Below are 25,601 nucleotides of genomic sequence, written 5' to 3'. Positions count from 1 at the left end.
ATATTGTGCCGCAAGCTGCTACCCCTGTCCTAGGTAATGATGCTGAGTTGGGAGGCTCCCCCTATTTTGGTGACTTCGATACGGGTTTGAAAAGCTTCTTTGAGGGCAGGCACATGGGTAATGGCGAGGATGCAGTGAAATTCAGGGGCGATCGCGTTCAGGGCGGCAATCAGCCGTTCACAGCCCTGGGCATCTTGAGTACCAAACCCCTCATCAATAATGAGAAACTGAACATCACTGCCGGATCGCTGTGCCAACAGTCGGGCCAAGGCTAAACGCAACGCAAAATTGATGCGAAAGGCTTCACCCCCCGAATAACTTTCGTAAGGTCGAGTCCCTTGGCAATCGGCAATGAGAATATCGAGGGTCTCAATGGGCTTAGTATCAGCGCCACTGCGCCGCCGACTGCGTTGGGTAATGAATTGGACATGGAGTTGATGGTTACTCAGGCGGCCTAGGATATGGTTGGTTTCTGCCTCCAGATGGGGCAAGACGGTTTCAATGAGCATGGCAGGAATGCCATTTTTGCCTAGGGCTTGGGCTAGTTCGCAGTAGAGGCGGTATTGATGGCGGAGGTGGGCAAGGGTTTGCTGTCCCTGTTCGTATTCCTGGGCTAGGCGATGGAGTTGCTCTAATTCAGCGGTGAGTTTGCCCTGCTGGGCAAGGTTAGCTTCGAGGGTCTGCTGCTGCTTCAGGAGTTCCTGTTGACGTTGGTTCAGCTCGGCGGCAAGGCGGCTGGCGGCGCGTGCAGTGTCCTCAAGGGTAGCAAGTTTGTCAGTAATGCGTTGCAGTTGTTCCCGTTGTTGGTGCAGCGTTTCCTCTAGGTGCTGGAGGTCTTGGCGGAGTTGGGGTTGGCGCGATCGCCCCCGTTGCAGGGTCTGATAGGCCTCATAGTCCGGTTCTAATGCCGCCAGTTGTGCCTGAATTTGGGCATGCTGCTCAGGATCGTAGGCTAAGGCCGCCAACTGCTGATCAATGGTGGCCAAGGTTTGTGACAAGGGGGAGAGGGTTTCAAGGGCATTGAGTTGGCGTTGCAGTTCTTCCTGTTGTGCCACTAGGGCCGGCAGTTGTTGCTGAATTTGGCGGTATTGCCGCTGCGCTTGGCGGAGTTCCTGTTCCTTGGCTTCGGCCCAACGCCATTTTTCCACTTGCCCGCGGGCGATAGCCAAATTTTTCTCGTCATAGTTCAGGCGTTTCAGTTCCGCCTCAATGGCTTGCAGTTCCCCAAGGGTTTCCTGATGGCCGTTCCTCAGCTGCCGCTCAATCTGCTGAATTTCTGCGGCCAAGCGATCCAATTGCGGTTCTAAATCCTGTGTGCTCTGGAGTTGCTGCTGGAGTTGCCCCCGTTGCTCAAACAGTTGCGTCAGTTGCGAGATCTCATAGCCCACGGTAATATATTCCCGCCGTAGGACTTGAATTTCCCGCTCGGTGACCGCCAATTGCTCACGAATCACCCACAACTGATTCAGCAGATCCTCTTTTTCGGCGGCATTGCGGCGCAGGACAGCTTCGTGGTGCTCGGCATCGAGGGGACGTTGACACAGGGGGCAAATCGCTCCCGGCTGATTCAGCAGTTCTAAGCGCTGCTCCAGTTGATTAATTTGCCGCTCATATTCCCGCTGGCGGGCTTGCAGTTGCTCTAGGAAGCGGCGGCGCTCTAGTCCCTTTTCCCGCACATGGTCTTGATAGATGCGCTGTTTTTCAAGGGTTTCAATCTGGGCAGTAATCAATGTCACTGCCTCTTGGAGAGCGGGTTGTCGTTCCACCTGTTGATGGAGATGCCGCCACAACTGTTGCAATTCATCGCGCCGGCTGCGGAGGCGTTGTTCCTGCTGTTGCCGTTCCAGTTCAAGGCGCTGTTTGGCTTGCAGAAGGGGAAAGACTTTTTGTTGAAGCTCTTCCTGGGCTTGGAGCTGAGCGCGCGATCGCTGTAACTGTTCAAAGGCAGCGACAATCTGATTTTCTTGCTTGAGGAGCTTTTCCAACTGCTGGCATTGTTCCAGAAGAAATTGCTGCTGGCTCTCCAATCCATGCAGGGTGCGCAGAAGGTCTTGGCGCTGCTGGTCGAGGTTCTGCTGCTGGCGATCGCGCTCTTGGCGCAGCCGTTGATAGTTAGCAAAACACTGCTGCAATTGCGCTTCAGCGGTTTTCAGGCGCTGCCATTGGCTAACGGCGGCTTCCAAGAGGGGGGCACGGGCTTCTAGATCCGCAATCGCGGCCTGTTCTTGGCGGAGCGTCTGGCACTGCTGCTCGAGATGGGCGATTGTTGTCCCGAGGGTGTCTCGCTGCTGTTGCAGGTGTTCATAGTCCCGCTGTTGCAGCTGATAGACGTGGTAGGCGGCCTGTTGCTCTTGGAGCCGTTGTTGACACTGCTCGACTTGCTGCCGTTGCTGTTGAATCTGCTGGCTCACCGCTGCCTGTTGGGCGCGTAACTGCGGTTCTTGGGCGAGTTGCTCCCCTAGGCTCTGGAGGCGTTGTTCCAGAACGCTGATTTGGGCTTTGTAGTCACGGGCGCGATCGCGAGCCGCCTCCGCTAGGGTCTCGTATTGATCCAAGCCTAAAAGGGTGGCCAAGAGTTGCTTGCGCTCACTGGGGCGTTTGGCCATAAATTCATCGGCACGGCCTTGGCGCAGATAGGCACTGTTGACGAACGTGGCGTAGTCAAGGCGCAGAATTTGAATGATTTTTTCCTGTGTTGCTCGTAGCGATCGCCCCGTTAGCGAGGTATAGCCCGCTACTGTTTGAATCTGCAACTCTAAAACCGTATGTTGCTCGCGGCGCCGCAACCGTACCACCCGATAGGTCTGCCCCTGAACGCTAAACTCAAACGTCACTTGGGCTTCCATTTCGCCGTAGTAGATCACATCATCCTCACGGCTAGCGCGGCTTTGCCCCCACAGTGCCCAGGCGATCGCCTCAAGAAGCGAGGACTTGCCCGCCCCATTAGCACCACAAATACAGGCCAGATGTAACCCCGCAAAGGGAAGAGTGGCTTGGCGATAGCTGAGGAAATTGCGCAATACCAGTTGACGTGGAATCATAGGGCACCACACCCTTGATGTTTCCACAGTTTAGGGCATTCTCTAGCGAGGAATGCGTCACTTCTGAGACTCTGCCTAAAATTAAGATCATGATCACTACTACTTGCCAACCCACTCCAACCCCCCAACCAGTGCGATTTACGGTGCAGGACTACCACCGTTTACTGGAACTTGGGTTTCTGAGGGAAGATGACCACATTGAGCTAATTCGGGGGGAACTGGTGCGCATGGCGGCAAAGGGAACAGCGCACGAAAGCTGTCTGCGGCGATTATTGCGAATTTTACCGAAGATTGTGGGCGATCGCGCCACGCTTCAGTGCCAGTCGCCGATTACGATTGCCTTTGATGGTGAGCCAGAACCCGATGTGGCGATCGTGAAAAACCAAGAAGATGACTATGCCTCAGCCCATCCCACACCTGCGGACACGCTCCTTGTGATAGAAGTGGCGGATTCATCCCTAGAGTACGATCGCACAGTGAAACTATCGCTTTATGCCGAAGCCAAGATTCCCTATTATTGGCTGTTCAATGTCAGCGATCGCACACTGGAAGTCTATAGCGAACCTGCTGAAATTACACCGCGGCAGTTTGGCTACCTCAGCAAGAGAATTATTCCGACCAGTGGCGTTGTGCAATTGCCGCAGTTCCCCGAACAAGTGCTTGAGCTTGCTTCTATTTTCCCAAATAGTTCACAATGATCAGCAGGCCAACTCGGGTTGGACACTCTTGGGCTTTTCCACCTCACACTGAAGCGACTGTTGTGAGCGTATTCAATTCTTGCAAAAAGTGCCGTAAGTTTGATTAGCGTCATTGTTTTGAAGGATAGAGCATCTACCGCCCTTATCTTAAATAGGGGACACATAAACGCTGATAGAAATCTCTTCCGTCGTGACTCTTGTAGTGTTGAGTCTGTGGACACCTGTGAAAAGGGCTGTAAAAGAGGTGGCGTACTTTCTACACTAGCCCTCACCTTTTTTGAGCCTCTTGCGTCCCTGTGAAAAGAGTGTCAATGTAACTCGTCTAAAGGAAATGTAAAACCCTGACTCAAGGGCGATCGCAACTTGAATTCTGAAAAAAATTATGGTTTGCTAAAAGTAGACACTCATTCATTACGAGTCCGCTGTCAGACTTTGGCACTCTTTGATTGAATCGCCAATGAATAGACAGTATTGGATCATTGAAAAGGTAGGTTAAAATGGGACGCAAACAAGTAGAACCCTTGACAGGTGCTGCTTTATTAGAGAAGTACAAACAATTGGAACATCTCAGCCACGAGGAAAAAGCAAAGGCCTGTGGCTACTATACGATCACCCAAAGTGGTAAGGAGCGCATCAGCAAAATGAAGTTTAATAAGGCGCTTCTTGAAGCCTTGGGGATGAATCTTGATACGAAGTCAGGACGTGGTGGTAGCCGAGGCGGTCGCAGTGCTAGTTATCGAATCACGGTACAAGCCAATGGTAATTTGCTCATTGGTTCAGCTTATACCAAGCAAATGAATCTCAAGCCGGGGGATGAATTTGAAATTACCCTTGGCCGTAAGCACATTCACCTTAGACAAGTGAGCAGCAACGGTCAACCCACCGACGATGAAGATTAATTTGATATATCTAATCTGAGAGTTGAGGTACCCCAAAGCCACCACCACCTGGGGTACAAATGCGCAGGCGATCGCCTGCTTGAACATTGATTGTGGCGGTTCCTGCTAAGGGATGGGGGATTTGGCCGAGTTTCAGCCATTGATTTTCACCAACTGCACCGCACTCACCTTCAAAAAGCCCGAAGGGGGGAATTTTGCGCGACTGGCTGAGGAGGCTGACGGTCATGGGTTCACGAAACTCAAGGACACGAATTGCCCCATCTCCTCCCGGTTGCTGCCCTTTGCCCCCACTGCCCCGGCGACGGCAAAACTCCCAAACAATCACGGGGTAGCGGTTTTCTAACACTTCGACATCGGTGAGTCGAGAGTTGGTCATGTGGGTTTGCACGGTACTGGCTCCGGCAAAGGTGGCTCCTGCCCCAGCGCCGCCACAGAGGGTTTCGTAGTATTGATAGCGATCGCTGCCAAAGCTGAGGTTGTTCATCGTTCCCTGAGCCGCTGCCATAATGCCGAGGGCACCGTAGAGGGCATTGGTAAGGGTTTGCGAGGTTTCGACATTGCCAGCAACCACCGCCGCCGGAAACTGGGGGTTCAATAGTGAGCCTTGCGGCACCCGCAGTTCAATGGGACGCAAACAGCCCGCATTCAGGGGAATGTCCTCCTGTACGAGGGTTCGGAAGACATACAGCACAGCTGCCTTGGTAATGGCAAGGGGAGCATTGAAATTGTCATTGGTTTGCGGGGAGGTGCCCTCAAAGTCGAGGCAAGCGGTGCCTTCGGTGCTATCAATAGTGATTTGCACCTGAATTTGGCTGCCGTTGTCCATGGCCACGCAAAAGCGACCCCCTTGGAGCGATCGCAGGCATTGGCGCACACACTCAGCGGCATTGGCTTGGCTAAATTCCATGTAGGCAGCCACAACCTCGCGACTATAGCGATCGCACAGGGTAATCAGTTCTTGTACCCCCCGCTGATTGGCGGCTATTTGGGCTTGCAGATCCGCCAGATTCTGCTCAGGATAGCGAGCCGGCCAAGGGGCTTGGCTCAACAGTTGATAAATGGCGGCCTCTTGAAACTCCCCGCCCTCCACCAGCAGCACATTATCAAAGAGAATGCCCTCTTGACGGACATCGGTACTATTGGCCGGCATGGATCCAGGACTGATGCCCCCAATGTCAGCATGGTGCCCCCGTGAGGCAACAAAGAAGGCAGGTTGCGCTTCCCCCTTGAGAAACACCGGTGTAATCACGGTAATATCCGGCAGATGGGTGCCACCGCGATAGGGATTATTTGTGGCAAACACTTGACCCGCCCGGAGGGTGTTGCCTTTCTCAGCCAGCAGTGCCTTAACACTTTCGCTCATTGACCCCAAATGGACGGGGATATGAGGGGCATTGGCCACAAGGTTGCCGGCAGCATCAAACAGAGCACAGGAAAAATCCAACCGTTCTTTGATATTGACCGAGGCACTGGTCTGCTGGAGTGTGACGCCCATTTGCTCAGCAATGGCGCGAAATAACTGCTGAAAAATCGCAAGTTGTACAGGATCGGCAACGGTGGGAGCTATCTGCTTTGATGGTTTCGGAGATTCCTGCAGGGGACGCAGCCACAGCCCCCCTTGATCATCCACTTCGGCCTGCCAGCCTGCCTCAACCACATTGGTACCCGTAGCATCTAAGATCAAGGCCACCCCTGCAATGATCTGATGGGCAGGGAGGCGATCGCGCTCATAGACGGGTGCTTTGTGCCATTGGCCTTTGCTGTAAACCGACACATGGGCAAGGGGCGTGAGTTCTGTGGCGGCATGGGGCATTGTGACCGCTGGAACTGTCTGAACAGCAACGGCTTCAACTGCGACTTGACCGATGCGGAGCGATCGCCCCCGTATAGTAAACCCATAGCGATCGCGATGGGCTTGGGCAAATGCGGCTGCCATCCTTTCCAAATCTGCCCAGGGCACCCAGAGGATTGTATCTGTCCCCACATAACCTAAGCCGATGCGCACTTGACTTTGAATCTGCGGGCGATCGACCCCTTGGGCAACAAGTTCATCTATTGCTTGCCCTTTTAGCTGCTCAATTTGGCCTTGCAGCTCCGCCAGAACAGCGGCGGTGAGGGGTTGTTCAATCGTTTGCTCCTTGAGTACTCGCAGCTCCGCCTGACCAATGCCGTAGGCCGAGAGCACCCCCGCATAGGGATGGAGATACACCTGCGGCATTCCCAACACCTCGGCAATCAAACAGGCGTGTTGGCCGCCGGCACCGCCAAAACAGCAGAGGGTATAGTCGCGCACATCGTGCCCCTGCTCTAGGGAAATTTTCTTAATTGCCTGTGCCATGGTATTCACGGCCACTTCAATAAAACCAGCCGCCACATCGGCAACACTGCGGGCATCTCCGGTGCTCTCGTAGATCTCTTGGCGCAGTTGAGCAAATTGCTGTTCCACCGTCTCGCGATCCAAGGGCTGTTGACCATCGGCGCCAAAGACAGCGGGGAAATAGGCGGGCTGAATTTTCCCCAAGAGGAGATTGGCATCGGTCACCGTGAGAGGTCCGCCGCGACGATAGGCAGCAGGTCCGGGATTGGCACCGGCAGAGTCTGGCCCCACTTGGTAGCACCCCTTATCAAATCGCAAAATCGAGCCACCGCCGGCAGCGACGGTATGCACGGCTAGGAGGGGCGATCGCAGCCGCACACCTGCAATGGTCGTTTCCTGCCACCGCTCATACTCTGGCCAAGGGGCATCCGGATTGTGACGATAGTGGCAGACATCTGTCGAGGTGCCCCCCATATCTAAACCAATCAGCCGCTCAATCCCTGCGGCTAAAGCGGTGCGCACCACCCCCACCATCCCCCCAGCAGGGCCTGAAAGCAGACTATCCTTACCGCGCAAGCAGGCCGCCGCCACCACACCGCCATTGGACTGCATACAGTAGAGGGGAATCTCCCCCAGCTCCCCCTGCACCCCCTGTAGATAGCGATGCAGCACCGGCGACAAATAAGCATCCACAACAGTCGTATCGCCCCGGCTGACCAGCTTGATCAGGCCACTTACCTCGTGGGACACCGACACTTGGCTAAACCCCATCTCCCTTGCCAAGGCTGCCACCTGTTGTTCATGGTCAGGGTAGCGGTAGCCATGCACGAGCACAATGGCGCAACTGCGGATGCCTTGGTCATAGACCGCTGCCAATTGGGGCTTCAGGGCTTCTAAGTCAAGGGGGACGAGAATTTCCCCTTGGGCACTCACCCGTTCTTTGACTTCAATGACATGGCTGTAGAGGGGCGGCGGTTGCTGAATCGCTAAGCCAAACAGATCCGGGCGGTTTTGGTAGCCAATGGCTAGAGCATCCCCAAAGCCTTGGGTAATCAGGAGCACCGTTGGCTCGCCTTTGCGTTCTAAAAGGGCATTGGTGGCTACCGTTGTCCCCAGTTTCACAATTTCAATGGCTTCACTGGGAATGGGGGCATCCGGCGCCAACCCCATGAGAGTACGAATTCCCGCTACTGCTGCATCGCGATACTGCTCTGGATTCTCTGAGAGCAGCTTGTGCACCACCATTTGACCATCGGGACGGCGGGCGACAATATCCGTAAACGTGCCCCCGCGATCGATCCAAAATTGCCATTTGGCTTTCATTGCAACCGCATTGTTCATGATCACTCTATATCAGGAATGACAACGTGAACCATACCACTTTCATCAATTTTTTGCATCGCCCAAAGTTAGATGACAAGCTGGGTGTGTCTTATTGATAGCCGCTTGCTGATCAAAGTCAAACCGCAAAGGAAAAGCAATAGTACGTCTATTAATAATCTAAAGGAAGTGCGTGTCTTCAAAATAAGATGCTGGATCTTCTTGAAATGGCAGTAATTGAGAAGATAGATAATAAGCAAGGCGATGCTGAATGAGAGTATTTCTTTGGAACCGATAAATAAGTTGAAGCAATCCACCATCAATCATTTTTACACTATAGTATCTATTATTTTTAAGTATTTGGTGAATTACTGAATAATCCGTTTCACTTATTACTAATGCAATGTTTTCACAGTGATCAAATTTGACATCCCATATGGATTTGGGGTGCCTAACTATCTTAGGAAAGTTTTGATCATTAACTATACCAGTGCCAAATAACATCATAAATTTCTGGTACTTTTGTGACTGTATCAAGTGCTAGCTGGCAAGCACTGTCAAAAGCTTTTTCACTACTATCAAAACGACTCCTAGCTGTTGAAAAATCAAGAAACTCACTACCCGTAACTCTACAAAATTCATAATAAAGTCCATCCCGTTCTTCATCCCCCTTAGCTCCCCATGCGTTAACTATCCGCACTTTTATCCAGTCTGGTTCCTCATTGGTTTGCGATATACAGAACTGATTAATTAGGCGCTTGAATTGTCCTTTTAAGGCTCTCGTCTGGAAGGTTACTGCAATGTACCAATCAGGGTGTTGACTATGTAAATAAGCAGCCTTTAGAGCAAGGATAATAGTTTTACCGGAGCCTGCTAAGCCACGAATCCGTTGGACGCTATCAATGGTTTCAATCACCGCCCGATGTTGCTGATGGTCGAGGGTAGCAATTGAATCTTCTAGTTGCTTAAGCTTTGCTCAACGAGAATTCGGTCTATTAATTTGGCGTTGCTGAGACTTTTTCCGTAAAGAGGAGAGATTCTCAATGGCTGAAAGTCCTTCTGGTGTCGGTAGAAGATATCCCAGAAAACACTCTCTGTGGATGTTTGAGATTGCTTGAAGTGCATGTTCAAGTGCTTTAGAATCAACTGGCTTATTGTTAATGCCGTGGATGCAATGAATCTCATTCATAATTGATTATTTATGAATTTAAAGCAAAAAGGGTTGTAATAAAAAGACAACATCCTCGGCACTGAGAGAACTTCACTCGGATAATACAGCATTCTTTTTCTAATATAAAGGGAGTACGTAAAAGCGGTGAGATCCTCCAACCTTTTTGAAAAGGCCTATACTGTGCTTCTCGCTGTTGATCAGAGTGACTTGATCAGATCAGCGTTGCTAGTGGTCGAAAAACTGCCTAATGGGAGATGGAGGGATTGAGATCACCACTGGTGAGAATTCCCTCACTATGAAAGCCATTGGTCGTTTCCCCTTGGAGTCGTTGATGATGCTGGTGAATCAGTTGAATGGTGCGGCTGACTTCCGCTGGAAAGATCACCACTAGGGAGCCTTGGGGGGCGCGATCAAGGGCAAATTGAATCGCTGCCACCTCGTCATGGATGATGTTGTATTGGCGTTGGACACTGTGGTGATGTACTCCCCGTTCAATCCAATAGGCAGCATCGCCACGCGGTCGGCCACGGGTATCGTCATCTTCTTTAATGATGATCCAATCAAAGATTTTCGCTGAAAGTTCACCCAGTTGTTCTAAGTCTTGATCACGGCGATCGCCCGGTCCGCCAACGACACCAATGCGCTGCCCTGGCCATTTTTGGACAAATTCACCAATGGCCTCATACCCTGCTGGATTGTGGGCATAGTCCACCAAGACACTAAATTGCCCCAAATCAAAGAGGTTCATCCGCCCGGGGGTTTGCTCCACTGAAGTTCGGAAGGTGGTCAAGGCAGCGCGAATATGCTCAATACTGATGCCTTGGGCAAAGGCGGCTAGACTGGCAGCGAGGGCATTGGCAATCATAAAACCGGCTCGACCGCCAAGGGTAATGGGCACATTTTCTGCCTGCTCAATCCGTAGCGTCCAGTCCCCTTTCAAAATCGAGAGATAGCCATTTTCATAAACAGCGGCGAGGCCCCCCTGCTGAATGTGCTGCCGAATAATCGGATTGTGGGGATTCATCGAGAAATAGGCCACTTGGGCTTTGACTTGGCGTGCCATTCCCGCCACGAGGGGATCATCGGCATTCAAGACAGCATAGCCATTCGGCCAAGCGGATTCCACCACCACGGCCTTTAAGTCCGCCAACTGTTCAACGGTGTCAATATCACCAAGGCCAAGATGGTCAGCCTGCACATTCAGCACCACCCCGACATCACAGTGGTCAAAGCCCAAGCCGGAGCGGAGAATACCACCGCGCGCTGTTTCTAGGACAGCAATCTCAACCGTGGGGTCTTGCAGGATCAGTTGGGCACTTTGAGGCCCCGTGGTGTCCCCTTTTTCCACCAGATAATCGCCAATATAGATGCCGTCTGTGGTGGTGTAGCCAACGGTTTGCCCCGTTTGTTTGCAGATATGGGCAATGAGACGGGTGGTGGTGGTTTTACCGTTGGTGCCCGTAATCGCAAAGATCGGGATGCGGCAGGGCGTTCCCGGTGGAAAGAGCATATTCAACACCGGTTCGGCGACATTGCGGGCAATCCCTTGGCTGGGGTTCGTGTGCATGCGAAAGCCGGGAGCAGCATTGACCTCGACAATCACACCGCCAACTTTAGGCAGGGGCTGACTAATATCGGGGCTGACAACATCAATCCCCGCAATATCGAGGCCAATGATCCGAGCCGCCCGCTGGCAAATCCAAACATTTTCCGGGTGAATTTCATCGGTGCGATCGACGGCAATGCCACCGGTACTCAGGTTCGCCGTGGCGCGTAGATAACAAATTTCCCCCGGTTGCAAGACTGTATTTAGGGTATAGCCCTGCTTTTCCAAGAGTGTCCATGTGTCGTGATTCACCTCAATGCGAGTGAGGATATTATCGTGACCGTCTCCCCGCTGCGGGTCTTGGTTGGTTTTCTCAATGAGTTCTTCGATAGTGGAGCGGCCATCGCCAATAACATGGGCTGGCACCCGTTCAGCAACGGCGACTACTTTGCCATTGACCACTAGAACCCGAAAGTCGCGACCCGCATGATAGCGTTCCACAATCACTGATTTGGAGACACTGCTGGCAATTTCAAAGGCTTCTTCGGCCTCTTCTAGGCTGTTGATGTCAATCGTAATCCCCCGACCGTGGTTGCCGTTGAGGGGCTTAATGACAATCGGGTAGCCGCCGATGTCCTCAATGGCTTCAGGGAGGTCTTCAATGTAGCGGACGACGGTTCCCTTGGGCACAGGAATTCCGGCATCCTGAAGCAGTCGCTTTGCCCCTTCTTTGTCCCCTGCGAGTTCCACGGCCAAGATGCCACTGCGATCGCTCAAGGTGGCCTGCATGCGATGACTGCGGGCACCATAACCCAATTGAATAATCGAGCGACTGCTCAACTCAAACCAAGGAATATTACGGGCTTCCGCCTCGCGGACAATCGCTTCCGTGCTTGGGCCTAGGGAGGCTTTGGCTTTTAACTCGCGGAGATCGGCGAGATCCTGATCCAGTTCGCGCTGGGGATAGGTGCCCGTATCAATAATGCTTTGACAAAGTCGTACCGCTGCGCGGCCGGCATAGCGACCCGCTTCTTCCACTTGGTATTCATAGACGACTTGATACACCCCCGGCGTTGAGGTCTCCCGCGTGCGGCCAAAACCAACGGGCATCCCTGCTAGTTCTTGGAGTTCGAGGGCGACATGCTCAACCACATGACCGAGGTAGGTTCCTTCGCGAAGGCGGGTGAGAAAGCCCCCCTCATGGCCGAGGGAACAAAAATGATTGTAGAGACTGGGTAAAACCCGCACCAACCCATCCACAAAGCCGGGAATCTCATTGGAGGGGGTGTTGGCCACCTCTTCTAGATCTAAACGCATGACAATCAGCTTATGACGCCGAATGCTCCAATAATTGGGACCCCGCAGCGTTTGTAATTTGAGAATCTTCATAGAAGAGTGGCTTTTTTAAGGACAGCTTACCATTTTTAGTTTTGAGGCGAGTGACGCAATAGACTGTATCTTAAGCAACACTTTCCTGAAAACTTAATTTAGGGGAGGCAAAATACATTTGTGCTGCACTTGATGGGTGCGGAGATTGTAGCAGTCACCATCACTGAGGATGTGCAGGCGCAAGTTGTAGATACTCAAGGGTTCGTTAACATCCACATGGGCATAGTTCGTGTAGCTGACATCCCGAGGATCAACAATGGTGACAGAGCCACGACCAAGAACCCGCAGCATACCATCAGCTTCAAACATGGCACAGGTATCTTCATCAATGCCGACTCCCAGCTTGTCGGGGTGAGCAGAAATGGCGCTGATCAGGCGCGCGAGGCGATTGCGATTGTGGAAATGCTGATCCACTAAAACATCGGGAAGAATACCCAAGCCTGTGGCCAAATCGACTAAGGAGCGGTTTGGAGCTTCATTGCTGCCCCCACTAGCAATCATGCACTCACCCATGACAGCGGCACCGGCACTCGTGCCCCCAAGAATTGATTTGCCTTCCCAGACTTGATGACGCAATTGGTAGAGGAGGGGGGTTTCATCCAGCAGCGCCGACAAACGCAGTTGATCGCCCCCGGACATAAAAATGCCAGTACAGCGACTCAAGCGAGCTAGCATCTCTTCCTGTTCGGCATCAGCGCGATCGCCCACCAATAGAACGTCCACTTCGCGCACACCAATTTCGCGGAAAATATCGTGGTAGAGCCGCCCCATGGCATCGGGTTCACGGGAAGCAGAGGGAATGACGCCAATGATGGCATCTAGGCCGCCAGCGCGTTGGCAGAAGGTGGTGAGAATTTGTCGCCCACGTACTTTGTCTTCCGCTCCCCCGATCGCCATCACTAAGCCTTTGTGACCAGAATGTTGATTGGTCGTTTTGGAAATGGGGTCTAATTGCAACATAGGGCTACGGTGAATGAAACGGTCAATCGGCAGACAGAATCAATGCATTTGGCAAGGGCGATGCCAATACCCCCCTATTGACACGGGGATTCTATACAGCATAATGCCAGATTAGGGAAATTTTTTAAGTTTCGGTCAAGATTTGCACAAACGCTTGATGTTCGGGGGTGGCAATTCCCTGTTGGAGTACCTGCAAAACCGTACCCAGATCATGGGTCAGTAATGCCTCAGGGGCAAGCCAGAGTCCGGGAAATTGACGACTGCGAATCATCGCCTCAGTATCGGCAACAAGTGGTTGGTATTCTCCTGCTTCAAGGGAGAACCAGTGGATCTGGCGATCGTAGGTACACCAGACGAGGTATTCCTGAATGCCATTGCGGCGATACACCCTGAGCTTATCGTGCAGGTCGTAGGCGGCACTGCTGGCGGCAATTTCAACCACGAGTTCCGGTGCCCCCTCGATATAACCATCCTCACTAATGCGGGAGTTGCCCCCGCTTTCAAGGCGGAGCACAGCATCGGGCTGCGGTTCATTATCGCCATCCAAGCGAACCGTCGGATTGTCATAGACAAGAACGCCCGGCGTAACTGCTTTGTAAAAACCCAGCCAAGCCATGATCTCGGCATGGGGCTGACTGTGACTGACACGAACGGGAGAAGCCACGTAAACAATTCCCTCAATCAGTTCTGCTTTCTTCAGGTGGGGCATGGCCGCGTAGCGCCGCTCAAATTCGTCCCGCGTCAGGCGATCGCCATTTTCAAGGGGCGGCAGAGAATACTTTAGTGTCATGGCTCTCTCTCCTCAGAACCTCTCTATCGCTGCTGGCGAGCCACAAACGCTTGATGTTCGGGGGTGGCAATTCCCTGTTGGAGTACCTGCAAAACCGTACCCAGATCATGGGTCAGTAATGCCTCAGGGACAAGCCAGAGTCCGGGAAATTGACGACTGCGAATCATCCCCTCAGTATCGGCAACAAGTGGTTGGTATTCCCCCGCTTCAAGGGAGAACCAGTGGATTTGGCGATCGTAGGTACACCAGACAAGATATTCCTGAACGCCATTGCGGCGGTACACCCTGAGCTTATCGTGCAGGTCGTAGGCAGCACTGCTGGCAGCAATTTCAACTACGAGTTCCGGCGCGCCCTCAATATAGTCATCGGCAGTAATTCGCGATCGCCCCCCGTGGCTGAGGCGTAAAATTGCATCGGGTTGCGGTTCATTATCGGCATCTAGGCGAATAGTCGGGGCATCTGCCGCTTCGACCCCCGGTGTGGCTGCACAGTAGGTGCCGAGCCAAGTGATTAGGAATAGGTGAGGTTGACCGTGACTGCGGTAGCGTAGGGGAGAAGCCACGTAAACAATTCCCTCAATCAGTTCTGCTTTTTTCAGCTGAGGCATGGCGGCGTAGCGGCGCTCAAATTCGTCCCGCGTCAGGCGATCGCCACTTTCAAGGGGCGGCAGTTGCACTGGGTGTTCAATTGTCATGGCAGGCTGTTGGGGATTCGCGTGCTGCCTTTATTTTAGTTGGTGCATTCTGCGGCTATATTGTCGTTGCTTGATCCGGGCAAGGGGGGCAACAAAGGCCGTGTTGGGAATGGTGTCTAGGGTGGCGATCGCCCGCTGCCACAAGATTTTGGCCACTGATGATTGTTGTGCCTTAGCGGCAAGCGTCGCCTGCTCCGCCAGTTTGAGAGCCGCTTGATATTGACCTGCAGCAGCTTGTTCAAAGGCCAGCCGTTGTTGCACCCAAGACAGGGCTGCCTGTTGCTCCCGTAGGGTGGCTGCTAGGTATTCCCGTTCGGCGATCGCCCATGGGGGTGTGGTCCTTAAATCTTTTTCTAAAGCTTGAATGCGGGTCTCCAGTTGCAGAACCAACTGCTGAAGCTGCGCCGTTTCTTGAATCGTTAGCCAAGAAGGGGGTTCTGGTAGACTTGTTGGCTCTTGAGCCGCAATCAACTCAGGGACAGTGACAAATTGATAGCCTTTAGCCCGCAGTTCGGCAATGATGCTGGGCAAGGCCGCAACCGTGGCTCGCCGCGAGCCACCCCCATCATGGAGCAGGACAATGGCACCGGCATGCGCCTGCTGAACAACTGTGTTGACAATGCGATCGCTCGTTTGGCGAGGTAACCAATCCTGTGGATCCACTGACCACATCACCACACCGTAACCCTGTTGGCTGGCGCGACTCACCAGACCATTATGGAGATTTCCCCCCGGTGGTCGAAAGAGCTTGATATTTGCCCCGCTGATGTCTTCAATCAATTGTTGACTTTGATCCACCTCGTGCTGGGCAGCGGCAGGATTAAAGTAATGGTAGCCGTGGCTCCAAGAGTGGTTGGCCAAGACATGACCTTCCCTAACAATGCGCTGCGCTAATTTTGGGCGCGCTGCAACGGCTCTGGCAATAGCAAAAAATGTCCCTTTGACCTTTTCTTGGGCAAGAATGTCGAGAACTTGGGGCGTGTAGGTCGGATCAGGGCCATCATCAAAGGTCAGTGCCACCAACTTTTGCTCAGGGGGTAAGGTAACCTGATTAAACACACGGCCACGGAAGGCCTCAGGGGGTGAGTAGTGGTACCACAGGGGTGGGCGGGCGGGAGCCAGAGTGGGCGCAGCATTGAGAATGACCGATCGCACTTGTTCAACGCTGGGTTCTGGTGCTGCTGCCAACCAAACACTGGGAGACTGCCATTGGCCGACGGCTCCTAAACCAAAAATCCCTAAGACACTGGCCGCTAAGGCTAAGGGTTCAAGCTGGCGATCGCGAACTGTTGTGGGTGTGGGGGTTGCAACCGGCCGAGGCCGCAGACGTACTCCCCATGCAGGGCGCTGCCCCCCCAACTGTCGCCCATAGACATCAATGGATTGGGGGAGGACAGGACTTAAAAAAGCAACCAAGACATCAAGGCAGGTGCGTTGATTGGGAATTTGCTCTGCCTCTAGGAGAATTTTCCAGCCTTCGGCGGAGTGAGCGACACGCACATAGGTGGCCTGCGGCGCAAGGCGGAGCGCTAATTCACGGGCGATCGCCTGAGGTGAAATCTCCCTGACCGTTGACTCCAGCGATGCCACCATAACTGCGCTCCTAGAGCGAGAACAAATAACTACTAGCCCTAGGGTAGCGATCGATTCACAACCACACCTTACCTCTTAGACCACATTCTCAAGCGGACTTGACGCAGCGATCAACCAAAGCGACCACTCACGTAATCGGCAGTCTTCTGTTCCACTGGCTTCGTGAAGATGGACATGGTTTCGTTGTACTCAACGATTTCGCCCAAATACATAAAGGCGGTGAACTGGGAAATACGAATCGCCTGCTGCATGTTATGGGTCACAATCAGAATCGTCACTTGCTCCTTGAGTTCGCTAATCAGGTTCTCAATACTGACCGTGGCAATCGGATCCAATGCCGATGTTGGCTCGTCAAAGAGAATAATCTCTGGATCAGTGGCTAGGGCACGGGCAATACAGAGCCGCTGCTGCTGACCGCCCGACAGAGACGTGCCCGGTTCCTTCTGACGATCTTTGACTTCATCCCACAGGGCAGCACGACGGAGCGATCGCTCCACCACCTCATCGAGGATCGCACGGTTATTGATGCCGCGCACCCGCAATCCATAGGCAACGTTTTCGTAAATCGACTTGGGGAAAGGATTGGGCTTTTGGAAGACCATGCCAATCTGCATCCGCACTTCGATTGGATCCATTTGCAGGAGGTTACGCGGTTGCTCATCCCCCAACCAAATTTCCCCCTCGTAGCGATTGCCGGGATACAGATCATGCATGCGGTTAAAGCAACGCAGCAACGTGGTCTTGCCACAACCTGAAGGCCCAATCAGTGCCGTAACTTTCTTTTCATAGACCGGCAAGTTGATGTTTTTCAGAGCCTGCTTGCCACCGTAGTAAAAGTTCAAGTCCCGAACTTCTGCCAGCTTTTTCAGTGGCTCGTTCTCGGTAGTCACGACCCGATCTGTAGGTTTTACCATTTGATACTCTTCCTAAAACGATAGCGTAGATAAATAGCTGTTGCATTCACCGCCAGCGTCAACACCAGCAGGACAATCCCAGCCGCTGCAGCATTCACTTGAAAGGCCTCTTGCGGACGGGAAACCCAGTTAAACATTTGAATCGGCAGCACCGTAAAGGGAGACCAAATCCACTTAAACGAAATGTAGGGAAACTCGCTTTGAATCGGTGGATCCGGCAAGAACGTGATAAACGTCAAAGCACCAATGGTGATCAGGGGCGCCGTCTCGCCAATCGCGCGGGAGATACCCACAATAATCCCCGTGAGAATCCCCCCCATCGAGTAGGGCAGCACATGATCAGCAATCACCTGCCAGCGACTCGAACCAACCGCATAGGCGGCTTCCCGAATCCCCTGGGGAATGGCGCGCAAGGATTCACGGGTGGTCACAATCACCACGGGTAAAATCAACAATGCCAGTGTAAACCCGGCAGTCAGAATGCTTTCGCCCCAGTTGAGGATATAGACAAAGAAACCGAGAGCCAGTAGGCCATAAATAATTGAGGGCACACCCGCCAGATTGGTAATGTTCACCTCAATGAAATCCAACAGCCAGTTTTTGGGAGCATATTCTTCGAGGTAAATGCCCGCCGCAATGCCCAAAGGAATAGCCACAAACGCCGTTACAAGAATGACCAATAAACTACCCACCCATGCCGTGAGGATACCTGCCTCTTCGGGGTCACTACTCGGCGGTGAAGTAAAAAACTTCCAGTTCAACATGGGTAAGCCGCGCAGGAAGAGGTCACCCACAAGAAAAACAAGGGTGAGTAAGGCGACTAGCAGGGAGAACCAACCTAAAACGATAAAAAACTGTTCCCAGCGCTTGCGCTCCCGAATCGAGGCCGCGATCGCGATCGAATTGCGGAGGTTATTGAGAATCGTTCGTTGGCTACGCATGGCTAGTACACCTCACGATAACGGCGACTCAAGAAGTAGCCCAGCACGTTTAAGATCAAGGTTGCAAAAAACAGCATGATCCCTGCGGCAAAAATCGACTGATACTCTAGTGATCCGTGGGGCAAGTCCCCCAAACTCACTGACACAATGAAAGCAGTTGTGGTTGAAGCCCCCTCTAGAGGATTAAACGTAAACTTCGGCTGTAACCCCGCGGCCACGGCCACAATCATTGTTTCGCCAATTGCCCGTGCCAGCCCCAAAATATAGGCGGCCATAATGCCAGAGATAGCAGCCGGCATGAGAACCTTGATTGCTGTTTGCAAACGCGTTGCCCCCATTGCATAGGATCCCTCCCGCAGTTGCAAAGGAACAGCTTGGAGGGCATCTTCTGTCAAGCTGGCAATATAGGGCAGCACCATTAGCCCCACCACAATACCTGCCCCCAACATATTAAAACCAGGCAGCTCAAAGTATTCCCAAGGTTCTTTACCAGGATTAAAGAATTGCTGAACGCCAAGAATGATTTTCTGGAGAAAGGGAGTGACCACCAAAAGGGCAAAGTAGCCGTAAACCACAGTGGGAATACCCGCCAAGATTTCAAGGATAGGCTTGAGGATCTCCCGCGTTTTGGCAGGTGCAAACTCACTCAGATAGATGGCCGCAATCGTGCCAAGGGGAATAGCCACACAACTGGCCACAAAGCAGGTCGTGAAGGTTCCGGAGAGCAAGGGTAAGATACCAATTCCCACCGGCTCAATTAGAGGTGACCAGTCCGTGCTCGTAAAGAACTCCAGCAGAGCCTCAAAGAGAGATTCTTGGTGCACTTCCATCACCTTTTCAAAAAAGATGACTGTCTCGGCAAAAAGGATATAGATGATGACCAGTGTTGTTACGACCGATGAGATCGCTGCCAAAAAAAGAATGCTAGCAATGATCCGTTCGCGCCAAATCCTCACAGTACGGGATGGCAAGGCGACGGGGAGCTTCGTTGAGTAGGGTAGGGGCTGTTCTACCATGGGTATTATTCCAGCAAGCAAAAATCTTTTAGTTGGAATTTATCTTTTCAGAGAATCAACGACTGAGGTTGACAAAATGGGAAAAAAGGGTGGAGGGCTGATACCTCACACCCTTCATTAAATCAAAATATTAATCTATTGGGGTTGCATCCTCAGCAGTTGGTTGATTGTCAAGCCAATAGCCTCTTTGCCCCCAAAGATCGTACCCACACGGTTGCGGTTGAAGTTAGCCAGAATCGTGCGGTAGGCACTAGCCGGCAGAGGCACATACTTCACCTTTTTCACCATGGCCGGGGCATTATTTAGGTAGTAGGTGACAAACTGCCGTACTTCAGGCCGCTGCGCTGACTTAGCGTTGACGTAGATAAAGATGGGACGGGAGAGGGGCTGGTATGTCCCATTCAGCACGTTTTGCTCGGAAGGTGGAACAGGGCCTTTGCCGCTGTCAATGGCAACCGCTTTGAGCCGATTGCGGTTTTCCGCATAGTAGGCAAAACCAAAGTATCCAAGCGCACCGCGATCGCGAGCGATACCTTGGACTAACACATTATCATCCTCGCTGGCGGTGAAATCCTTGCGACTGACTTTTGATTTACCATTGATGGCCTCAGTGAAATAGTCAAAGGTTCCAGAGTCAGCACCTGGCCCAAAGAGTTTCAAAGGAACATTGGGGAAGCCTTGGCGCACTTGGCTCCAGTTATTGATTTTAGAATCGGGTTCCCACATCCGCTTCAATTCAGCAACCGTTAAGCTTGTTGCCCAAGTATTTTGAGGATGAACCACCACGGTGATGGCATCGTAGGCCACTGGCAGTTCAATAAAGTTGATACCAGCAGCGCGACAGTCGGCAATTTCTTTGGCCAGAATGGGGCGTGAGGCGTTGGAAATATCCGTTTCACCGCGGCAGAACTTCTTGAAGCCACCGCCTGAACCGGACACACCTACCGTAACGCGGACTTTGCCCCCTTGGGCTTTTTGGAAGGCTTCAGCAACAGCTTCGGTAATGGGGAAAACAGTGCTGGAGCCATCAATGCGAATCGTAGGTGTCCCTTGGGAAAAAGCAGCGGGAATCAGGCTACCCGACAGAGCCGCGATGGCTGCAACTACCCCTAGGCGGGCATAGCTTTTTGCAGATGTAAACATGGTGATGTTTCCTAGCGGAGTAAACAACGTTTTGCAAGTAAAGTACCTTCGGGGTGACGGTTGCCCACACATTTCAAAAAGGCGAACCGATCAAACTACCCTTTCGTCAGAATAAGCAACAGATTCAAGGGATTAGGTTAAGGCAAGGGAAAAATTTGGTTAAAATTTCTATTGAATGTTAGGGTTCAGTCATATTGTTGAGAGGAGTAACAACTTTACCGTTGATCGCGTTACATAGAGTTTTTTCAGGCAATTTGCAGGAGCGTTAGGAATGCCGTCATTGGCCTCTAGAACTTATCAGTGGCAGGGTCTTTCCTGCGCCTATCGCTTGAGTTCGGAAGAAGGGCAAACACCGATTCTTTTTATCCATCCAGTGGGGGTTGGCCTCTCTGGGCGGTTCTGGGATCGCTGTGTGGGTCATTGGCAGTTCCAAGGGGAAGGTTACTCATTTTATATCCCTGACTTGCTCGGCTGTGGCCAGAGCGCCCTACCCCACATTGCCTATTACCCCGAAGATTGGGCGGCTCAGTTACAGGTCTTTATCGCCTCTGAGATTCGCCAAGCGGTGATTCTTGTTGTCCAAGGGGCATTGTTTCCCGTAGCGATGGAGCTAGTGCACCTTGATCCCCAAGTCGTTCGAGCCATGATCCTCAGTGGCCCTCCAGCGGCTTCTCTCGTTTCTGAAAACACTGATCCTAGGTGGCAAAAGGTGCGCTGGAATCTCTTTGACTCCCCCTTGGGTTGGGGCTTTTATCTCTATGCCCGCCAAGAACGTTTCCTGCGGCAGTTTTCAATCAAGCAGCTTTTTGCCAAGCCTGAGGATGTGGATGATGAGTGGCTAAAGATGCTGGCCGCTGGTTGTGCTGACCTTGAGAGTCGCCATGGCGTGTATTCATTCCTGTCGGGTTTTTGGCGGCGAGACTATCGTCAGAAAATGCGGCAGACTCAGCAGCCAGTGCTTGTGGTGATGGGAGACCAAGCCTCGAGTATCAGTCGGGAGGGTGGGGCTGAATTGCCTGAAGAACGGTTGCAGTTTTATACCAAGACATTTCCCAATGCTGAGGGAGTGGTGATTGCGGGGCGCAATGTCTTGCCCTATGAGTCAGCCCCTGCTTTTGTGGAGGCCTGTCAAGGGTTTCTGCGTGCTCAGGGTCTCTAAAGCCAACCTCTGAGTTTGTAAACGAGCAGACCTTGGTATTCCCGTAGGGCGATCGTGGTGATGTCCACGTTGTAGGGATTGGGGATCAGGCTGAGCAGCAGGTTTTGCCAAGTGGGCGATCGCGCGATCGACAGGTACCGATAGTCCGTGGGTGCCGGGATCACCTTCATTCCCAAACGGCGAAAAATAGCCACGGAGCGGGGCATGTGGTAAGCAGAGGTCACCAGCAGCAGATCCCCCTGAATTTGATGCTGCTCCAGAAGCGCTTTGACATTCACGGCATTTTCATAGGTGTTCAGTGAGGTGGTGTCTAGCAGCATCTTGTCTGTCGGCACACCGCAGGTGGCAGCAATTTCCGCCATGTCTGCTGCTTCGCCCCGCTGAAAGGCTTCGCCCAGCCAGTCAATACGCCCTCCACTGAGGATGAGATAGGGGGCATAGCCTTGGCGAAAGAGGTGGGCACCGTAGAGGATGCGATCGCCCCCTTCCGTGACTTCTACCCACGGCCTCGGCGCCGTTTGCGGGACAACCGCCCCACCGAGAACCACGATCGCGGCAGCTTTGGGCATGGGATCAGGGGGTAAATACTGCCGCTCTAGGGAAGCAATAAGCGCTGTTGCCACATAGTCATTGCCGCTCAGGAGTAAAATACTCAGGGCAATCACAAGGGCGATCGCTGCCTGTTGGGGAGCACGCCAAAAGCGAACAATGGCAAAAACCAATGCCCAACAGGCCAAGGACAATGGATACAGCAGTGGCGGCAGTAATTTCGACAGCAGCAGAGCCATAGTGTTAGCGAATGCGCTCCATCTGGATGCGGTAGCGTTCTTTCTTTGTCACTTGAATCTCTTGAATCCGCAATCGCCCTTTGCCGCGAATGGCAATGAGGTCATTCACCTTGAGCAGATAGCGCGGTTGTTGCACCACTTGCCAGTTGACCCGCACTAGCCCTTGGCTAATCCACTCGCTCATTTTACTGCGGGAGACGCCAAAGCCGGCTGAGGCCACTGCATCTAAGCGCAATGATGCTTCGACGGTACTGAGGGATTTCCGTTGGGGGGGCGCTACGGCCAGTTCTGACCAGTCACAGAGATCGACGGTCACCGCTACAGTCCGCACTTGTTTTAAGTGTTCTTGTAAAGTAGGGACTTTTTCAGGGATGAGAATGACCTGTGCCCCCCGTTCCCCAAGGAGAATCACATCCCCATAATCGCCGTCATCAAGACCGGCATTGGCGATCGCTCGCTCAAAATCACTGTAGGTGGCGGGATCAAAGAGAAAGTTGCCTGTGATTCGCACCAAAGCAAGGGGCGGCTGTTGCTCCTCAAGACTGAGTTCAGTGGGGGCGATCGCCAGCCGACAGCGTTCCGCTTGCGGGTACCCCCCCCAGGCGAGACCATGAACATCGGCTCGTTGCTCAAGGGTGCGGAGTGCCTGCACTACCTGATCTGGCGGCAAAAAGAGGGTATGCACCACCGACCAAGTTTTAATGGCTCTCTCAAGGGCGGTCCCTAGGTCAAACATTTAGGCCTCAAGAAATTCGGGTAATTCCAGCCACTGGGCTAAGTGGGCTTTCACCTGTTGGCAAAATTGGGAGCGATCGCCAAATTTCTCGGTGCGGATTGTTTTGCGCTGCGCATCCAATGTCCAGCCATAGTCACTGCTGAGGCGGATTTTTCCCTGCCAGTCAGCGATCGAAAGCATTAACTGCGGGGCGGGGCTATTGTCCACCCCCTTGACGCGAAAGACATAGTTAAAGGTGTTTTGCTTGCCGGCAGCAACCGTTGAGGCTTGACCAAACCGCTCCTGCAAGCGCGATCGCACCCGCTCCACAAATGCCGCATCGCCTAAATCTTCTAGGGTGCGCATGGCCAAGGTAAGGGCAAAATAAAACTCTTCGACAGGAATGAACTCCAGTTCCATGCAGCTTGCCAAGACTCTCTTCAAAATAGTACACTAGTAAGCTGTGTCTAAAATAGGGCAAGGCTATGCCAAAGCTAAAAACACGTCGTGCTGCTGCCAAACGATTTCGGACGACGGGCAGTGGTAAGTTTGTCCGCCGTAAGGCCAACAAAAATCACTTACTCGAACATAAGGGGAGCGATCGCAAGAATCGTCTTTCCCACAAAGCCCTCGTCGATCCACGGGATTTTGAGCGAGTATCGCTGATGCTGCCCTACGCTTAATTGATAAATTTTCAGTTTTTGATCAAGGGTGAAATTGAACTATGGCAAGGGTCAAACGGGGTAACGTTGCCCGCAAACGGCGTAAAAAAATTCTCAAGCTCGCCAAGGGCTATCGTGCGGCGCACTCCAAGCTCTTCCGCACCGCCAATCAGGTGGTCATGAAGGCACTGTGCAATGCCTATCGCGATCGCCGGCGGCGCAAACGGGACTTTCGGCGGCTCTGGATTGCGCGGATTAACGCTGCTGCGCGTCAACATGGCATGAGCTACAGTCAACTCATGGGCGCCCTCAAAAAAGCCGATATTCAACTCAATCGCAAGATGCTGGCTCAATTGGCCGTGTTGGATACCGACGCCTTTGCCACCGTCATTCAGACTGCTCGCGCTGTTTAGAACCTATTCTAGGCATGATCGCCACTTTCCAATCCCCCGGTGCCACCCTTGAGCTAGGGTTCATCACCCTACGGTGGTACGGGCTACTCATTGCCGCCGCCGTCTTTATTGGCATTTGGCTGAGTCAACGCTTGGCACGCCAGCGGCAGATTGATCCTGATCTGATTGCGGATCTGTCGATTTGGCTTGTGGTTGCCGCTATTCCCGCTGCCCGGCTCTATTACGTCGCCTTTCACTGGGGCTTTTACCAAAAGCACTTAGATCAAGTGGTGCAAATTTGGAAAGGCGGCATTGCCATTCACGGTGCCATCCTCGGCGGTATGCTAGCGATGGCGATCTTTACCTATGTGCAGCGGCTTTCCTTTTGGCAAGTGGCGGATGTCATTGCCCCTTCACTAATTTTGGGACAGGCCATTGGACGCTGGGGCAATTTCTTTAACTCTGAGGCCTTTGGTGCCCCTACGGATTTGCCGTGGAAACTCTATATCCCTGCGCCGCAGCGTCCCCCGGCGCTAATCAACGAAGCCTATTACCACCCCACGTTTCTCTATGAGTCCCTTTGGAACCTAGGAGTCTTTGTTCTCCTGCTGTGGCTCTTTCGTCAACCTCGCTATCAAAAACCGGGAACGCTCCTGATGGTTTATGCCATTGCCTACAGCTTGGGTCGCTTCTGGATTGAAGGACTGCGCATGGACAGCCTGATGTTGGGGCCGCTGCGAATTGCCCAAGTGGTTAGCTTGGTTGCGATCGCCCTAGGGGCTTGGGGACTCTTTCGCCTTTATTACCAAGGCAAACCGTTACCCGATTGGCAAACCGCCTAGGCAATAATTTCATCAGCAAAGCTCTGCCAGCGCACAAAGTGAAAGGGACCTGCCACGGAGCCCCAAACGTGCTCATCGGTTTCGGGATCCCGTCCGCGATCGTGGCTAATGAAGCGATCGCCATCAATTTCAAACGTGCTATCAAGATAGGTTTCCCGTCCTTTACGCACGACTTTACAGGCTTTGCCCGGCTCCACTTCACCGCGAAAGCTGTGCCCTGTCCAGTAGGTGAGCATATTGCAGCCACAGAGGAGTTCCAAATCATCGGCTGTCATCGCCTGAAGCCGCTGGCGATCGCGAGCTGCGCCAAAGAAGCGTTTTTCATCCTTGAGTACGTAATTTTTAATCACAATGTGATCATTGGCGGGCACCAGTTCTAAAACCCGTGTGCGGTAGGGCACCCCTAGCAAATAGTCGTAGGCCTGTTCCACATAAAGGGCAATGCCCTCCAAAAGACCACTGGGCAGGGGGCGCATACACACCCGAATATGGGCATAGAAGGGGGGATTCTCAAAGGCTTGGGCTTGGTTACTAAAATCCGCCGCCATCCAACGGCCAAGGGTCAGCACATCGGTTGCGTGTGTCATGCTCCACAATTGCCTTACAACAG

22 protein-coding genes and 1 pseudogene are annotated in these 25,601 nt (G+C 52.8%); 6 read left to right on the top strand and 17 right to left on the bottom strand.

Translation table 11 applies throughout. From position 1 onward, the window contains the following. Positions 1-29 precede the first annotated feature (29 nt). A complete protein-coding gene (locus RHH53_RS08385; protein ID WP_310743666.1) occupies positions 30-3,041 on the bottom strand; it encodes an SMC family ATPase in 3,012 nt (1,003 codons plus the stop codon). A gap of 89 nt (positions 3,042-3,130) precedes the next feature. Here RHH53_RS08385 and RHH53_RS08380 point away from each other — a divergent pair, with 89 nt between their 5' ends. After that, positions 3,131-3,739 carry a Uma2 family endonuclease gene (locus RHH53_RS08380; RefSeq protein ID WP_302676165.1) on the top strand — a complete coding sequence of 203 codons (609 nt, stop codon included), beginning with the start codon at positions 3,131-3,133 and terminating at the stop codon, positions 3,737-3,739. Positions 3,740-4,236: 497 nt separating this feature from the next. Continuing rightward, positions 4,237-4,638 (top strand): AbrB family transcriptional regulator, encoded by a 402-nt coding sequence (locus RHH53_RS08375; RefSeq protein ID WP_206199770.1) that lies wholly within the window; start codon positions 4,237-4,239, stop codon positions 4,636-4,638. A gap of 10 nt (positions 4,639-4,648) precedes the next feature. Here RHH53_RS08375 and RHH53_RS08370 read toward each other — a convergent pair whose 3' ends face one another. The 12 genes and pseudogenes from RHH53_RS08370 to RHH53_RS08320 form a co-directional block, all read right to left on the bottom strand. Continuing rightward, positions 4,649-8,296, bottom strand: coding sequence for a hydantoinase B/oxoprolinase family protein (locus RHH53_RS08370; protein ID WP_310743665.1), 3,648 nt, complete (start codon positions 8,294-8,296; stop codon positions 4,649-4,651). A gap of 45 nt (positions 8,297-8,341) precedes the next feature. Next, positions 8,342-8,779, bottom strand: a pseudogene (locus RHH53_RS13235) (DUF2290 domain-containing protein). After that, positions 8,754-9,191 (bottom strand): hypothetical protein, encoded by a 438-nt coding sequence (locus RHH53_RS08365; protein WP_310743664.1) that lies wholly within the window; start codon positions 9,189-9,191, stop codon positions 8,754-8,756. The pseudogene RHH53_RS13235 and the gene RHH53_RS08365 overlap by 26 nt, the downstream one beginning before the upstream one ends. A 499-nt stretch (positions 9,192-9,690) precedes the next feature. Next, positions 9,691-12,381 carry a cyanophycin synthetase gene (gene cphA, locus RHH53_RS08360; protein ID WP_310743663.1) on the bottom strand — a complete coding sequence of 897 codons (2,691 nt, stop codon included), beginning with the start codon at positions 12,379-12,381 and terminating at the stop codon, positions 9,691-9,693. A 93-nt stretch (positions 12,382-12,474) separates the two neighbouring features. Beyond that, positions 12,475-13,341: a cyanophycinase gene (locus tag RHH53_RS08355; protein ID WP_310743662.1), complete on the bottom strand. Its 867-nt coding sequence runs from the start codon at positions 13,339-13,341 to the stop codon at positions 12,475-12,477. Positions 13,342-13,465: 124 nt separating this feature from the next. Further along, on the bottom strand, positions 13,466-14,131 hold the full coding sequence (locus RHH53_RS08350) for a Uma2 family endonuclease (protein ID WP_302678033.1): 666 nt from the start codon (positions 14,129-14,131) through the stop codon (positions 13,466-13,468). A 23-nt stretch (positions 14,132-14,154) separates the two neighbouring features. Beyond that, the gene (locus RHH53_RS08345; protein WP_310743661.1) at positions 14,155-14,826 is read right to left on the bottom strand and encodes a Uma2 family endonuclease; all 672 of its coding nucleotides are present in this window, start codon (positions 14,824-14,826) and stop codon (positions 14,155-14,157) included. Positions 14,827-14,856: 30 nt separating this feature from the next. Beyond that, the gene (locus RHH53_RS08340; protein ID WP_206199762.1) at positions 14,857-16,419 is read right to left on the bottom strand and encodes a polysaccharide deacetylase family protein; all 1,563 of its coding nucleotides are present in this window, start codon (positions 16,417-16,419) and stop codon (positions 14,857-14,859) included. A 110-nt stretch (positions 16,420-16,529) separates the two neighbouring features. Then, entirely contained in the window at positions 16,530-17,333 is an 804-nt protein-coding gene (pstB, locus tag RHH53_RS08335; RefSeq protein ID WP_225901538.1) for a phosphate ABC transporter ATP-binding protein PstB, read from the bottom strand. Then, the gene (pstA, locus tag RHH53_RS08330; protein WP_206199761.1) at positions 17,327-18,274 is read right to left on the bottom strand and encodes a phosphate ABC transporter permease PstA; all 948 of its coding nucleotides are present in this window, start codon (positions 18,272-18,274) and stop codon (positions 17,327-17,329) included. Before pstA ends, pstB begins: the two co-directional genes overlap by 7 nt. Positions 18,275-18,276: 2 nt before the next feature. Beyond that, complete coding sequence (pstC, locus tag RHH53_RS08325) at positions 18,277-19,290, bottom strand: phosphate ABC transporter permease subunit PstC (protein ID WP_206199760.1); 1,014 nt, start codon at positions 19,288-19,290, stop codon at positions 18,277-18,279. Positions 19,291-19,425: 135 nt separating this feature from the next. Further along, positions 19,426-20,433 (bottom strand): PstS family phosphate ABC transporter substrate-binding protein, encoded by a 1,008-nt coding sequence (locus RHH53_RS08320; RefSeq protein ID WP_302678029.1) that lies wholly within the window; start codon positions 20,431-20,433, stop codon positions 19,426-19,428. 271 nt (positions 20,434-20,704) lie between these two features. Here RHH53_RS08320 and RHH53_RS08315 point away from each other — a divergent pair, with 271 nt between their 5' ends. After that, a complete protein-coding gene (locus tag RHH53_RS08315) occupies positions 20,705-21,592 on the top strand; it encodes an alpha/beta hydrolase (RefSeq protein ID WP_310453665.1) in 888 nt (295 codons plus the stop codon). Here RHH53_RS08315 and RHH53_RS08310 read toward each other — a convergent pair. The 3 genes from RHH53_RS08310 to RHH53_RS08300 are packed head-to-tail and all read right to left on the bottom strand — an operon-like array spanning position 21,589 to position 23,515. Further along, on the bottom strand, positions 21,589-22,380 hold the full coding sequence (locus RHH53_RS08310; protein ID WP_206199757.1) for a YdcF family protein: 792 nt from the start codon (positions 22,378-22,380) through the stop codon (positions 21,589-21,591). The two genes, RHH53_RS08315 and RHH53_RS08310, sit on opposite strands and share 4 nt — an antisense overlap. Before the next feature lie 4 nt (positions 22,381-22,384). Next, complete coding sequence (locus RHH53_RS08305) at positions 22,385-23,116, bottom strand: photosystem II S4 domain protein (protein ID WP_302678027.1); 732 nt, start codon at positions 23,114-23,116, stop codon at positions 22,385-22,387. Continuing rightward, the gene (locus RHH53_RS08300) at positions 23,117-23,515 is read right to left on the bottom strand and encodes a hypothetical protein (protein ID WP_206201667.1); all 399 of its coding nucleotides are present in this window, start codon (positions 23,513-23,515) and stop codon (positions 23,117-23,119) included. 65 nt (positions 23,516-23,580) lie between these two features. Here RHH53_RS08300 and rpmI point away from each other — a divergent pair, with 65 nt between their 5' ends. The 3 genes from rpmI to lgt are packed head-to-tail and all read left to right on the top strand — an operon-like array spanning position 23,581 to position 24,991. Continuing rightward, a complete protein-coding gene (gene rpmI, locus RHH53_RS08295) occupies positions 23,581-23,778 on the top strand; it encodes a 50S ribosomal protein L35 (protein ID WP_149818467.1) in 198 nt (65 codons plus the stop codon). 41 nt (positions 23,779-23,819) lie between these two features. Next, complete coding sequence (gene rplT, locus RHH53_RS08290) at positions 23,820-24,170, top strand: 50S ribosomal protein L20 (RefSeq protein ID WP_310453664.1); 351 nt, start codon at positions 23,820-23,822, stop codon at positions 24,168-24,170. A 14-nt stretch (positions 24,171-24,184) separates the two neighbouring features. Then, the gene (gene lgt, locus RHH53_RS08285) at positions 24,185-24,991 is read left to right on the top strand and encodes a prolipoprotein diacylglyceryl transferase (protein WP_206199754.1); all 807 of its coding nucleotides are present in this window, start codon (positions 24,185-24,187) and stop codon (positions 24,989-24,991) included. On the opposite strand, the gene RHH53_RS08280 is transcribed toward lgt, so the two are convergent. Next, positions 24,988-25,578: a chromophore lyase CpcT/CpeT gene (locus RHH53_RS08280; RefSeq protein ID WP_206199753.1), complete on the bottom strand. Its 591-nt coding sequence runs from the start codon at positions 25,576-25,578 to the stop codon at positions 24,988-24,990. The two genes, lgt and RHH53_RS08280, sit on opposite strands and share 4 nt — an antisense overlap. Positions 25,579-25,601: the final 23 nt, after the last annotated feature.

This window comes from Thermosynechococcus sp. PKX82, from assembly GCF_031583255.1.
Taxonomy (GTDB): Bacteria; Cyanobacteriota; Cyanobacteriia; order Thermosynechococcales; family Thermosynechococcaceae; genus Thermosynechococcus.
The sequence above is the reverse complement of the archived record's forward strand: the minus strand, read 5'-3'. Positions and strand labels throughout refer to the sequence as shown.